This is a genomic window from Lactiplantibacillus xiangfangensis (assembly GCF_001438845.1).
GTDB lineage: Bacteria > Bacillota > Bacilli > Lactobacillales > Lactobacillaceae > Lactiplantibacillus > Lactiplantibacillus xiangfangensis.
Genome location: NZ_JQCL01000074.1, coordinates 13132 through 26478 on the forward strand (window position 1 = coordinate 13132; position 13347 = coordinate 26478).

A 13347-nucleotide genomic window follows, 5' to 3' on the forward strand; every position below is an offset into this window, starting at 1 on the left:
TCCATTCCTAAATATCGAACAATAATTTTAGCACTATCCGCGCCATGACTCAATTAATAACCATTTAATTATGGTTCATCAAGATGAAAACTACAAAATTCCGATAATTGCACTTAAATTAGTCGCTCCGGCTATCAGAACTGATGTTACCGACACAGCACACCAATTCTGACTGCCTGCGCTAAATCAACCTATACCATTATAGGTTGATTTAAATTTATTAAGTAGCATAGTGTTGATTTAAGAACATTTAATCTCAACTTCTATCCTATATTTATTAATTGAATCTTCGGCAAACTAAAATTAGGATTACTTTTTGATTCTGATAATCAGAAATATAATAACTTATGTTGCAGTATTGCCACACTTCCAGCGCAGCCAGTCAGGTACCTTTTTCACTAATATGTATTTCATATCTACTTATTCTTCGACCATGCCCGTTAACCAAGCAATCGTAATCACAATGACTAATAAGACACAAAACGCCTGTAAAATCCGGTTCGTCCAATAAATCCATTCCGGGTTAGTTCGCATTTCGGATTCCTCCTTTATAACAATATTATTCTAATATATCGTTTTTTCCGGGATTGTACGAACATTATTTTCACCTTTACGTGAATTTTTACATGAAAGTGAGCTATTCCTTTTCAAAAATCGTCAAAAAGAGTAATCTTTCAAGGGAATACTTGGAGGGAAATGCCATGCAAATAGTTGAACTAACACCTTACCAATCAGACTGGCGCACGACGGCTAGTCGCTTACAAACAAATTTAAAGACGATTCTAGGAACCAGCCTACTTGCCAGCAGTCACGTCGGTAGTACCGCCATGCCACAAGTGCTTGCACGGCCAACCATTGACTTAGCCCTACTGGTGAACGATGTTGTGACCGTCGCCAAGCAGCTCGACCTCGCCTTGATTGACGGGGCGCCGCACACCTTTAGCACGGTTCTATTGGGTCAAACGGTCCACTTGATTATTTTAACGAATCAAGACGCCTACCAGCAGTTGCTCACTTTTCGTGACTACCTCAACGCGCACCGTACCGACGGCCGCAAATACACGGCTATTCGGCAAAAGGCCAGTCAAGATGCCACGACTTACCTGCAAACTAAGGCCGCCTTTATGGCAGGCATCAATGACAAAGCCAGTGACTGGCTAGCCACAAAGGACCAGCATGAACATCACGACCGCACTGTTCGCGCCGAGCTCGTCAACATGTGTTTGATCGTAAATCCTAAAACCGGCGAAGTCGTCGTTGAGAACAAGATCGACGCACAGTGGCGCGGACTTACTTTCCCCGGCGGACACGTCGATCCCGGCGAATCGCAAGTCAGCGCCATGAAACGCGAGGTCCTAGAAGAAACCGGCCTGACCGTTAACCAGCTCAAACTCGTTGGCACCGTTACCTGGGTTGAAAATGATCAGGGTGACGTGTCACTAGGAACGCTGTACACCACTAACGACTATTCCGGTCATTTGTTAGCCGGGTCTTACGAAGGCGCCATCAGCTGGCAACCACTCAGCGCGCTGACGCCCGAAAAATTAGCCCCCGGAATCAGCGCCATTCTCAAAGTCTTTACCGACACGAGTCAAAACGAAGCCTTCTGGGGCTTTGACGACGACCAACTACGTGTTTATTAACGAATCGAGGAATCTATCTTATGGATCAAGTTTCACTAGTCATTATTTTATTTGCCGCTTTACTGATTCCACTAGTAATGGCCAAGTTTAAAATTAGCAGCCTCCCAACCGCGGTCATGGAAATCATTATCGGCATCATCCTTGGGCCTAGCGTGTTCAACCTTGTTAACACGACTAGCTCAATTTCGCAGCTCTCCACTATTGGCGTCATTGTCCTCCTATTTTTAAGCGGACTGGAAATTGACTTCAGCTTATTCAAAAAGCGTCGCACGGCTTTGACACCGCTGGAACAAAAAAACGCCGTTAACTTGCCGAAATACTCACCGGTACGGTTATCGGTCTACGCTTACGGAACCATTGTTATCTTATCCTTACTCCTAGCCGCCGCCTTTAAAGTTAGCGGGTTATTCAGTGACTTCTGGCTGGCAACCATCCTATTTGCCACCATTTCCCTCGGAATCGTCATCGCCGCCTTAAAAGAAAAGGAACTCCTGAGCAAGGCGTTTGGACAAACGATTCTATTAATCGGGGTCTTTGGTGAACTGGTCCCCATGATGGGTTTAACGCTCTACGCTTCCGTTTATGGGAGTGACTCCAAGAGCTTATGGCTATTATTATTAATCTTAGCGGTTGCCGCACTTTTACTTTTACGGTTCAAACCGTTCTTCCGTTTTTACCAAAATATCAATAAGTCGACGACCCAGCTAGACATTCGCCTAGCCTTCTTCTTAATCGTCACAATGGTTACGGTCGCCGAATCCGTTGGAGCCGAAAACATTCTAGGTGCGTTCGTCGCTGGGATTGTTTTGAAGCTGTTACAACCGAGCGAAAGTACCCGTGAACGTTTAGATTCCATCGGTTATGGTTTCTTCATCCCAATCTTCTTCATTACGACCGGGGTCGATTTGAACCTGCGCACGTTACTCTCCAGCGGTAAAACGTTGATTCTGATTCCACTCTTTTTCCTCGCCTACATGGTAGCCAAAGTTGGGGCCTACTGGGTACTTAAGCTGCGTTTCAAATCCGCAAACGCCTTGGCCGGGACGGCTTTAAGCGCCACAACTATGACCATGGTCCTAGCCGTCTTACGGATTGCTAAATCCATGCACACGATTACGACCGACCAGTCCGGCGCCTTTTTACTGGCCGCCCTAATCACCTGCATCGTATCACCGTTAATTTTCAACCACGCCTATTCATCCGAAAAAGAAGACCTCGTCAAGACGTCGGTCCACTTTATCGGGGCTAACTTAAGCACGGTACCGGTCGCCCAACAGTTACGTAAGGGTTGGTATGACGTTCAGATGTACACGAACCACGAGCACAACTACGAGACCTACCACTCACAGCTACCCGTAACGTTAATGGAAAACTTTTCCGCCAGCGACCTAGAAGACGCCGCCGTTTTTGATACCGACATTCTTGTCTTGGGTCACATCGACGCCGAACGAAACTACGAGTTAGCAAAGGCCGCCCACGACTACGGGGTCAAACGGATTATTGTACGTTTTGAAGACCGTAACGTCTTGAACGAGCACGAGGATGAACTGAAGGACTTAGGCGTGGAAGTTTACAATACACCGGAAGCTAACATCACGTTACTGCGCGCCTTGATTGAATCACCATCGACGCTATTGATGCTCCGTGACACCGAAAACAGTATTTACGAAGTTCGCGTTGTGAACCACCTCTACACCAATGTGCAGATCAAGAACCTCGCCTTTGCGAAGGACATTACCATCAGTCAGGTCATCCGCAACCGCAAACTGATCGTGCCAAACGGGAACACGATGATTATGTTCGGCGACCGGTTGATTTTTACCGGCTCCAAGCAAGACGCGCCACGCATTCGGCAAGCCTTAGCAACCGCCAACTAACGCCTGAACATTTTATGGTAGAATGAACACATTGTGTCTTAGTTTAAAATATAGAGGAGTTAGAGAATGGCAACTTTTTCCGTTTACATGGTTCGACACGGACAAACCTACTTCAACAAATACCGCCGGATGCAGGGCTGGTGTGATTCCCCACTGACAACCGTGGGCGAAAACGACGCGCGCAACGCGGGTAAAATGCTCAACGGCATTCATTTCGACGCTGCCTACGCCAGTGACATGTCCCGCGCAATGCGGACTGCCCAACTGATGCTACCGGCCAGTGATAACGCTGATTTAACCGTCCAACCACTAGCTGCCTTCCGGGAAGCTTTTTACGGCTACTTCGAAGGCGGCGACACGTCTCAGACTTGGTTTGAAGTCGGCGCGCCCCACAAAGCCCCGACCCTTTCAGCCATCATTGATCAGTACGGTATCGAAAAGGCTAAGGACTTCTGTAAGGAGGCCGATCCTTTCCATAGCGCTGAAAACAATGCGGAGTTCTGGCAACGGGTCAACGGCGGCATCGATACTTTGCGTACCAATCAAAAAGACGGTGACAAAGTATTGCTCGTTTCACACGGCAATACCATTTACAGCATTGCCGACCGATTTGCCACGCTGACTTCACCGGAACGTCCCCAAAATGGGAGCGTCACTAAATTTACAATTACCGATGACGACGTCCAGCTAGACTACTTGGGTCGCAAAGACCACTTGGCGTAAGGAGGAATAACCTTGTCACAATTTTCAATTTACTTTATTCGCCACGGCCAAACCTACTTTAACCTATTCAACCGGATGCAGGGCTGGTCAGATTCCCCGCTAACGGACTACGGTAAGGAAACGGCGACCAAGGTCGGGCAAGCCCTCGCCGGCACTAGGTTTGACGCCGTTTACTCAAGCGACTCTAAGCGGGCCATTGATACCGCTCGCCTCATCAGTAAAGCTGCGAACTTGACTCATCTAACACCTAAAGCGTTGATGAACTTCCGGGAAGTCTTCTACGGCTACTACGAAGGTGACGATTCAAGCCGCGCTTGGTCATTAGTCGGCCAAAAGTACGGTGTTAACAGCTTGCACGCCCTCTTAGACCACATCAGTATCGAAGAAAGTCGCGACCTAATGAAGTCGATTGATCCTTGGCACGAAGCTGAGGACAACGCGGCCTTCTGGGAACGCATTAACCAAGGCTTCGACTACCTAAAAGCGCACCATGACCACCATGAAAAGGTCTTGGTCGTTTCGCACGGCACGACCATTCGAAGCATGGTGGCCCACTTCGCCCCTGACATCGACATCACTCAGGGCCCTAAGAACGGTAGCCTAACCCGCATTGACGTGGACGGCGACCAAATTAAAGTTGTGGACTACGCTAAAGAGCTGGTCCCAACCATCGCCAATCAACATTCATAATAACCAATAAAAAATATTAGGCCTCTCAAACAGCGAATCATCGCTTGTTTGAGAGGCCTATTTATGTCGCCTAAAAGTCTATAATTGCTAGCTACACCATAATAGTTACGATAGTTATTCCTAAATTGGCCGCTCTGTCAGGTAACCTTGAGTGCTCTGGGGGACGGTCACAGCCATGGTTCGGTCTGTGACCTCGATTCAAAGCCGACAACCCACGTCTTTGGATTGCCCCGCAAAATTGGCGTATGAAACGCTCGCCAATCTTGCCGACACAGCACTCAAGGCTACCTGACTGCACTCAAAATAGTCTTCTATTGTTATGACTGTCGGACAACCGGAATAGCTTGCAAAAGATTAATTTGTATTAATCTAGATACTGACTTTTTCTGCCACGTTAACTCGTGACCTTAATACCAATAATGCCAATAATCAGCATTGCGATAAAGATCCAGGTCACCGGTGCAATCGTATCCTTGAAAAAGACTAGGCCGACGATAATTGCACCCACCGCGCCAATTCCCGTCCAGATCGGGTACGCAATACTCAACGGTAAATGTTTGGTGGCTAGGGCCAAGAAACCGAAGCTTAAGATCATTCCAACAACGGTCGCCGCGCTGTAACCCAAGTGGCTAAACCCATTACTCAATTTCATCATCGTCGCCCATACCACTTCAAACAACCCGGCGACCACTAAATAAATCCACGTCATTATAAATTCCTCCTAAATAAAAAGGACAACGCGCCCCACCTTCCACTTAGACCTAAGGAAGGTGGTTGCACATTGTCCGGTGACAATCCGTTTAATTAATTCAGTTCACTATAACAAAACTAGGTTTAGCGGTCAAACTCACTCCCCCGTTAACATCCACTTCGTCAGCGGCGTTAGCGGTTCCGGGAGCGCGTCTAGTTCATAGAACCCCGCCGTACTCGTCTCATCAGTTGCTTTGACCAACTCACCGCCGTTAGTATTGCCACGGTAAAGCACCGTCACACTGTCGATCACATCCCCATTAGGATAGCGGTAGTGCATCTTGGGACCGCTAAAAACGTCAATCAAGGTCAGGTCACCAACGGTTAGGCCCGTTTCTTCTTTTAATTCACGACGGGCCGTCTGCTGAACGGACTCGCCGGGTTCAGTCGATCCTGCTGGTAACCCCCAGCAGTGATTATCGTTGCGGTAGACCAATAACACTTTTCCTACCGAATTTTGCGCAAGCATCGCCGCTCCGGCCACGACTAACGGCTGGTGGCCCACTTTTTTTCTGAGATTTAAAACGTAACCCATTTAAAAGTCCCCCTTAATACCTGAACCAATAATATTTTAATTAGGCATGTTATACTTGAAGCAACTATAACACGTCAGGAGTGATTGAATGTCCGAAACTAACGTGAATCAAGTTCAAGAAGTTATTATTGCCGGGATGTCTAAAACGGTCTCTAATTACGATTACGCGATGTCGGAATTAGAAGCCCTCGTTGAGGCAAATAACATGCACGCTGCGCTACGGATCGACCAGGGGTTGGACAAACCCAACTCAGCCACTTACTTTGGTAAAGGTAAAGTGGTTGAGATTAAGGAAGACGCCGAAGCACATGATTTACACATTATGGTGATTAACGCCGACTTGACGCCCAGTCAGGTCCGTAACCTTGAAGAACAAACGGGGCTTCAAATTATTGACCGCACTGGTCTGATTTTGGAAATCTTTGGTACTCGGGCTCGCAGTAAGGAAGCCAATCTCCAAGTTAAGATTGCCCAACTTCAGTACCAATTACCACGCTTACGAACCAGTATCTCGAACCGGCTTGACCAACAAGCCGGCGCAGCAGCTGGTGGTGGCGGTGGGTTTACCAACCGTGGTTCTGGTGAAACGCAACTGGAATTAAACCGGCGGACGATCCAAGACCGCATCAGCCATGCTAAGCATGAACTGAAGGAACTCAATAAGGACGAAGAAGTCCGGCGCTCACAACGCGACAAGGCCGGTTTGCCTAACGTGGCTTTAGTCGGTTATACCAACGCTGGTAAGTCCACGACCATGAACGGCTTAGTCCGATTATTTGGTAAGGGTGAAGACAAGCAGGTCTTTGAAAAGGACATGCTCTTTGCCACTTTGGATACGAGCATCCGTCAATTGACCTTCCCCGATAACAAGCAATTGCTACTCAGCGACACGGTCGGTTTTGTCAGCAACTTGCCGCATAACTTGATCAACGCCTTTCGCTCAACGCTGGCAGAAGCAGCTAATGCGGACCTATTGATCCAAGTTATCGACTACGCTGACCCACATTACAAAGAAATGATGGCGACAACCGATAAGACTTTGAAAGAAATCGGCGTCACTGATATCCCAATGATCTACGCCTATAACAAGGCTGATTTGACGGAAGCCAACTATCCTAATCAACAAGACGATCAGTTGATTTACGCGGCCAAAGACGAAAAGTCACTACAAGTCTTGACTCAAATGATGAAGGACAAGGTCTTCAAAGGTTACGTTACGACAACGCTCCTCATCCCATTTAGCGATGGTGACGTGGTTGCTTATTTAAACGACAACGCCAACATTCTAAAGACGGATTACGTGGCTGACGGAACCCAGCTAGAAGTTGAACTTAACAGTGTGGATGCCCAACGTTATGAAAAATACGTGGTTACGCCCGCTTAAAGATGACTATAACGAAACAGCTCCTGCAGAATTGACTGCGGAGCTGTTTTTGTTTATCACGAACGTTAGAAGTAACTGTCAACCATTGTTTCTGGCTAATAACCACCATCCAATTTATGTTTAGCGCAGTCAGGCAGTATCGGTGTGCTGTGTCGGCGACATTGATTGGCGTTCTTAGCCGGTGAATGTCGCAGGGCGATTCAAAGACGTGGTCTATCGGCTTTGAATCGAGGTACCAGACCGCACTCCGGCTGGGACCGACCCCATAGTACACCGGTACTGCCTGACGGAGCAACTACTTCATTAACTGTTTTTTTCCACTGCGAACTGCGGCGCGCCATAGCGAACTAGCTGTCCATAAACTTACGATAACGATTAGCCAACTCAACGCCGTCAACGACAGCGATTTGACGACCGTCGCCGCTACGATGACCCCGAGAATGCCGCCCAAAATAATCCCAAAGAGGCCCCGGTAGTCGACCCGATCGTGCCGAATAAAGTTAACGGCCGACGTTGGCATCAGTAGCGCACACGACAACATCATAATCGGAAAAGCCGCAATCGGCGTTAATCCTAAGAAGTAAACCATTACCATGCACGGTGCGTATAACCCCACCCCAGCGGACATTAACAATCCCAAAATAAAGTTACCCGCAATACCGATGGCAAGCGACCAACCGCGTAACGCGGTGGCCTGATTCGCCGCACCTAGCAAGTTGATCCAGCCAAGGAGTTTGGCGGCCATTAGCCCAGCGGTGATCACTAGTGCAACGCCCATAATCAGTTGAATTCGGCGCTGATTTAGCTTGGTCATGACCTCACTACCTAGCAAAGCCCCAATCGTTGCCGCCAAGACTAAACCGATCAGCGTCCACGGGTCAACCTTCACCGTCGTCACGAAGAACAACGCCTCAAACGCCGTCGGAATCGCGTGCATGGTGTTCAGGGTCCCCGGCAGTTGCCGCTCATCCTTTAAATAGTGACTCGCTTGAAAAATTGCTGTGGAAGTGACAAAGCTACCGATGCCCAAGGTGTCCAAAAAATCGGTCACCGCGCCAATGCCCATTCCCCAGCCAAAACTACGATCAATAATAGCAACGTCGTGATGCTTTGCACCGTTTAACAGCAAGCCAAATAAGCCGACGCTCGATAACGTCAGAATGACCACGATTGCAATTACCATAATTCTTCCCCACTCTCTAATGCGTACTTGTCAGATTATACTCGCCTTTTGAGGTGGAACAAAATAAATTACTACTAGCACCGCGTGTCAAGATAATAAAAATATGAATATTTTGTGATTTTTTCATTAATAAATATAATTGATTATGATATGATAGTTTTTAACTGTGATAATAATTTACTCAGTTACATAATCTTACTTATATCTATTATATTTCGCCTAGTATAAGTATTCTTAGGAGGAACATCAATGTCAGAATCAAAATTTTGTATGAAGTGTGGAAAGAAGATTCCCATTAACGCTACTTTTTGTCCTATTTGTGGTGCAACCCAGGAAGCAACGTCCGCCACTGAAAAGCAAAACACCAGCGCTCCCAAAATGGACAATCAGCCTAACCGTCCAGAGCGCGACAATATGTGGACAGCACTGAAATTGGGTGTTCAACAAACTTTTACTTGGTCGCAACGAATCTCTCGCCCACAATACTGGTGGCTTTACTTAGACTTAGTATTGATCAGCTTTATTTTAAATATTGTGCTGGGTTACAACGTATATAACACCCCATTTCAAACTGGTATTTTACATACTATATTGATTCTTATTTATTCTGCACTTTCGGCATGGATCTCAGTCATGCAATTTACAGCAGGTGTGCGCCGACTCCATGACACCAACCGATCAGCCCACTATTTATGGCTATCACTTATTCCAATTGTCGGACCAATTTTAATTATTGTTTTCTTATGTCAACAACCTAAGGAAGCCGGCAAACGCTTCGATCACTCATCTGGGCAATCAAAGCCCTGGGTAAAGAAATGGTGGACTTGGTGCATCCTGGTGTTAACTACCGCCGTCTTTGCTGGCCTTATTGGTTTTTCAACTTATACGATGTCCCTTGCCGATTATCCAACAACAACCACTACCAGCACTGATGATAGTTACGATGATAGCGATGATGAAGATACTGATAGTGAAGACAGTGATGACGACGATACTGATTCCGAATCAAGTTCTGATACCGACAGTATTACTATTGATGACGATAAGATTAACCTTGCTGATCAACAAGCTTACACGACTTCATTTAGTGATAGTAGCTGGGCTGGTTCTACGTTTAAAATCGACAAAATTGCGGTTTACAAAACAGACGGAACATACACTAACGGTGAAGGTAGCGATAAACAAGAGTTTAACGGAATCGTAAAGGTCCACATGAATATTCATGCAGGACGTGATATTTCAGCATACCCAACCCAAGCCAAGCTAAGCACTAACGACGGTCAACAGGTGGACGCCGATTTCGACAGTGATGATTTTGACGGTGAGATGAACAGTGGCACCAATGCTGATGGTAATCTATACTTTATTTTGCCAAAATTATCCAGTATTAAAGACCTGACAAGCGTTCGTTTAAAATGGGATGCTAGTTACGATACTGATGACTACGACGATGACAATGACTTTAAAACTTTCGATGCTACAATTAATTTGGATTAGTTACCGACTAATTTCCGATATGTATTCACTTCAATAAACAAATTTTCTCATTAGCCCCCATCGACCTAGCTGCCTGCTAGTCCAATGGGGGCTAAATTTATATCATTATGGCTTTTAAGTCAGCATCATCATTCATCAGGGTATGCTTAAAGTTAGCGTAATCAAGCTATTTTATCGCAAATTATGGCATGACAGGTCAGTAGAAACTACATTTAAATATAAATACTTTTATAAAAAGTCGAACTATATTTATGCTTGCAATGCCGAATAATCATTTTTATCGAACTTTAACATCAAATAGTTATCATTAGTTCGGATTTAAAGCTTAAAAGTGATTTTTTTAATGTGATTTTCATTGTCAGCACATAAATTTTCTGCTATGCTTAGAACAATTATCTGTGGCTATTTTGAAACGGACCGCCCGGCTTATCCGGACGGTCTTCTGAAAGTGAGGACCTCTTTTTCATGCAAGATGCGAAACAAGAAACGACCTTGAACCGGTCCCTCGGCTTCTGGTCAGCATTATCACTCGTTGTCGGGACCGTGATTGGTTCGGGAATTTTCTTTAAACAATCATCAGTACTCGATAGCGCTGGTTCCACCGGCATGGCCCTACTTGCCTGGTTACTAGGAGGCCTCATTACCTTAACGGCTGGCTTGACCATTGCCGAAGTTGGGGCCCAAATGCCACACACCGGTGGCCTTTACGTTTACATGGAGGAGATCTACGGTAAATTATGGGGATTCTTGTCCGGCTGGATGCAAGTTGTCGTTTACGGCCCCGCAATCATCGCTTCAATCGCCGCTTACCTCGGCATCCTGTTAGTTGGCTTCTTCAACTTGAACGGGAGTTGGCAGGCACCGCTAGCCATTATCGTCATTGTATTAATCGGAATTTTAAACATGTTCGAAAACCGCTGGGGCGCCGCCTTTCAAATCGTGACGACCCTCGGAAAGTTACTCCCCATCGCCGCCATCATTATTTTCGGTCTGTTTTTCGGTAACCAAGACGCCTTTGGGCAATCCTTACATACCGTTACCCAATCGACCGGAAGCTTCGGGGTCGCCGTGTTAGCCACCCTGTTCGCTTACGACGGTTGGATTCTTGTCGCCAACTTAGGCGGAGAAATCAAGAATCCCCAAAAGATTCTTCCCCAAGCGATTATTCTTGGAATTTCACTCGTCTTAATTGCTTACACGTTGGTTAGTTATGGGATTCTTCATTTTATTCCAGCTGATACGATTCATAAGTTGGGCCAACAGACAACCGTTTACTTCGCCAACGCGGCCTTCGGGACCATTGGTGGTCGGTTGCTCAATATCGGGATCATCGTTTCAATGGTGGGCTGTTTAAACGGGAAGATTATGACCTTCCCCCGGATCGTCTACGCCATGGCTGAACGTAACCAGTTACCATTTTCAAAACAATTGAGTTACTTAAATAAAAAATCTCACGAACCGATCGTCGCGACTTTGGTCATCTTGGCCTATGCGAGTGTCATGATTCTCTTCTTTAATCCTGATCGGTTATCTGACCTGTGTATCTTCACCGTTTACTGTTTCTACGTGGCGACCTTTATCGGGGTCTTCCGGTTACGTAAACGGAAGCGCGGAATCGAGCGACCATTTTCGACGCCTGGCTTCCCAGTGACTCCGCTCATTGCCATCTTAGGGGCCCTGTTCGTCATCGTCAGTGAAATTGGTTCTGACCTTCCCGGGGTACTTCTTTCTCTGGTTATCGTTGCCATCGGGATTCCCGTTTATTACTGGAAGCAACGGCAAAACGCTTAATCGGATTAAAATCGAATTTGACCGTTAATTCTTAAATAAAAAATGAGTTGTGATAAAAATCACAGCTCATTTTTTCATTTATTCTTAATCTGCATCCCCGAGAGTTCCACTAGTCAACAACGTCACCATGTGCAACGTGGCGGGATAGTAGCCTTGTTTAACCAAGCCCATATCTAATTCAGGCGCGTACCGCTGACTCAGCTTTTGATCATTTAACACGTAGGCCGCATACGCAACCGGCGCGGTAAAGGCAGCACTATCGTATTGTGCCAATAAGTTTCCGCTTAAATCATGGACCGTTCCCGGCCGCTGACAGTGTCTAAAGAACTTCAACATCTTAGCCGTGACGTCATAACTGATTCGACTGTGATTCAACTGATAATCATAAGCCACCCGCCAAGGCACCCGGCAAGCGTTGAAACCGTACTGGTGGTCATACGGTGAATCTACCTGTTTAGGTAAAACCGACCCCACATCCAAGTTGCGGCCTTGAACCGTCACAAAGTCCGCCATCAACCCAGTTTCATATTTTCCACTTAACTTCTGTAGCACCGTTTGACTGTTCTGAACAACTTGGGTCCACGTCCCATCACGGGTATACCGGGCAAACTTCCGAAAATAGGCGGTGATTAGGTCTGAAGAACGCACCAATTCACTGCTCTGCCCTTCTTTTGCCCAGTCGCCAACCCGTGGTAGCTTCGTCACCGGGTTGATCTCACGCGCCGCGATGGCCTTAAGCAACCGGCGCGCCAGTTTGCCATAGTCGTGACGTCCCGGTTTACCGTGCTGAGCCCAGTACTCGTCCGCTAAGATCAAGGCGTACGCAATGTCTAAATCACCATCGGTTGCGCTGGTCTTCTCTGCGGTCGTACTGACCATCCGTTGACCAACCTGCTGCTGACGCCAGGCCATTAGCGGGTTATCTTTGGAGATCTGGTGATCCACGTAATACTGGGTCAACTGATCAAAGGTCTTTTGACTGCCAAATCCTTGTCTGGCCGCCATAATCGCAATCAGCATCCCGTACCCCTGTGCTTCTGATAACGTCTGTTTCTTGTCATGGTCTTGATTCGTAACGACAAACTTTGCGTTCGAATCCCCTTGTAAATAAGTGCCTTTCCAGACACGGTAGTGCTTCGCGACCATTGGTTTATTGACCTTAATCGTCGCCGTTGGTCGTTGGGTCACGTAGATTCCCACCCCCAATGCGAAAGCAGCGATGATACTCAGTCCACCAATCAAAAATTGCCAATGTCGTTTCAACTCTTTTTCCC

Annotated in this window: 11 protein-coding genes; 7 read left to right on the plus strand and 4 right to left on the minus strand. The window is 46.7% G+C overall.

Translation table 11 applies throughout. From position 1 onward, the window contains the following. Nucleotides 1-701: 701 nt before the first annotated feature. The 4 genes from IV64_RS08030 (at nt 702) to IV64_RS08045 (ending at nt 4933) form a co-directional block, all read left to right on the plus strand. Complete coding sequence (locus IV64_RS08030; protein ID WP_057706731.1) at nt 702-1643, plus strand: GrpB family protein; 942 nt, start codon at nt 702-704, stop codon at nt 1641-1643. Between the two features lie 20 nt (nt 1644-1663). Then, on the plus strand, nt 1664-3520 hold the full coding sequence (locus IV64_RS08035) for a cation:proton antiporter family protein (RefSeq protein WP_057706732.1): 1857 nt from the start codon (nt 1664-1666) through the stop codon (nt 3518-3520). Nucleotides 3521-3586: 66 nt separating this feature from the next. Beyond that, on the plus strand, nt 3587-4243 hold the full coding sequence (locus IV64_RS08040; protein WP_057706733.1) for a histidine phosphatase family protein: 657 nt from the start codon (nt 3587-3589) through the stop codon (nt 4241-4243). Between the two features lie 12 nt (nt 4244-4255). After that, complete coding sequence (locus tag IV64_RS08045; protein ID WP_057706734.1) at nt 4256-4933, plus strand: histidine phosphatase family protein; 678 nt, start codon at nt 4256-4258, stop codon at nt 4931-4933. A 394-nt stretch (nt 4934-5327) separates the two neighbouring features. Here IV64_RS08045 and IV64_RS08050 read toward each other — a convergent pair whose 3' ends face one another. Continuing rightward, a complete protein-coding gene (locus IV64_RS08050) occupies nt 5328-5642 on the minus strand; it encodes a DMT family transporter (protein WP_057706735.1) in 315 nt (104 codons plus the stop codon). Nucleotides 5643-5780: 138 nt separating this feature from the next. Further along, nucleotides 5781-6218, minus strand: coding sequence for an NUDIX hydrolase (locus IV64_RS08055; protein ID WP_057706736.1), 438 nt, complete (start codon nt 6216-6218; stop codon nt 5781-5783). Nucleotides 6219-6306: 88 nt separating this feature from the next. Between IV64_RS08055 and hflX the strand changes: the two genes are divergently transcribed. Continuing rightward, nucleotides 6307-7602, plus strand: a complete 1296-nt coding sequence (hflX, locus tag IV64_RS08060) for a GTPase HflX (RefSeq protein WP_057706737.1) — start codon at nt 6307-6309, stop codon at nt 7600-7602. A 295-nt stretch (nt 7603-7897) separates the two neighbouring features. On the opposite strand, the gene IV64_RS08065 is transcribed toward hflX, so the two are convergent. Next, nucleotides 7898-8785 carry a sulfite exporter TauE/SafE family protein gene (locus IV64_RS08065; RefSeq protein ID WP_057706738.1) on the minus strand — a complete coding sequence of 296 codons (888 nt, stop codon included), beginning with the start codon at nt 8783-8785 and terminating at the stop codon, nt 7898-7900. 249 nt (nt 8786-9034) lie between these two features. On the opposite strand from IV64_RS08065, the gene IV64_RS08070 reads away from it, so the two are divergent. Further along, complete coding sequence (locus IV64_RS08070) at nt 9035-10282, plus strand: DUF805 domain-containing protein (protein WP_057706739.1); 1248 nt, start codon at nt 9035-9037, stop codon at nt 10280-10282. 465 nt (nt 10283-10747) lie between these two features. Continuing rightward, nucleotides 10748-12073: an APC family permease gene (locus IV64_RS08075; RefSeq protein ID WP_057706740.1), complete on the plus strand. Its 1326-nt coding sequence runs from the start codon at nt 10748-10750 to the stop codon at nt 12071-12073. Nucleotides 12074-12157: 84 nt separating this feature from the next. On the opposite strand, the gene IV64_RS08080 is transcribed toward IV64_RS08075, so the two are convergent. After that, the gene (locus IV64_RS08080; RefSeq protein WP_057706741.1) at nt 12158-13336 is read right to left on the minus strand and encodes a family 8 glycosyl hydrolase; all 1179 of its coding nucleotides are present in this window, start codon (nt 13334-13336) and stop codon (nt 12158-12160) included. Between the last annotated feature and the right edge of the window lie 11 nt (nt 13337-13347).

Bases quoted from the DNA above. Each gene is read 5' to 3' on its own strand.
- IV64_RS08030 (WP_057706731.1), top strand. From the start codon at position 702: ATGCAAATAGTTGAACTAACACCTTACCAATCAGACTGGCGCACGACG.
- IV64_RS08035 (WP_057706732.1), top strand. From the start codon at position 1,664: ATGGATCAAGTTTCACTAGTCATTATTTTATTTGCCGCTTTACTGATT.
- IV64_RS08040 (WP_057706733.1), top strand. From the start codon at position 3,587: ATGGCAACTTTTTCCGTTTACATGGTTCGACACGGACAAACCTACTTC.
- IV64_RS08050 (WP_057706735.1), bottom strand. From the start codon at position 5,642: ATGACGTGGATTTATTTAGTGGTCGCCGGGTTGTTTGAAGTGGTATGG.
- IV64_RS08055 (WP_057706736.1), bottom strand. From the start codon at position 6,218: ATGGGTTACGTTTTAAATCTCAGAAAAAAAGTGGGCCACCAGCCGTTA.
- hflX (WP_057706737.1), top strand. From the start codon at position 6,307: ATGTCCGAAACTAACGTGAATCAAGTTCAAGAAGTTATTATTGCCGGG.
- IV64_RS08065 (WP_057706738.1), bottom strand. From the start codon at position 8,785: ATGGTAATTGCAATCGTGGTCATTCTGACGTTATCGAGCGTCGGCTTA.
- IV64_RS08070 (WP_057706739.1), top strand. From the start codon at position 9,035: ATGTCAGAATCAAAATTTTGTATGAAGTGTGGAAAGAAGATTCCCATT.
- IV64_RS08075 (WP_057706740.1), top strand. From the start codon at position 10,748: ATGCAAGATGCGAAACAAGAAACGACCTTGAACCGGTCCCTCGGCTTC.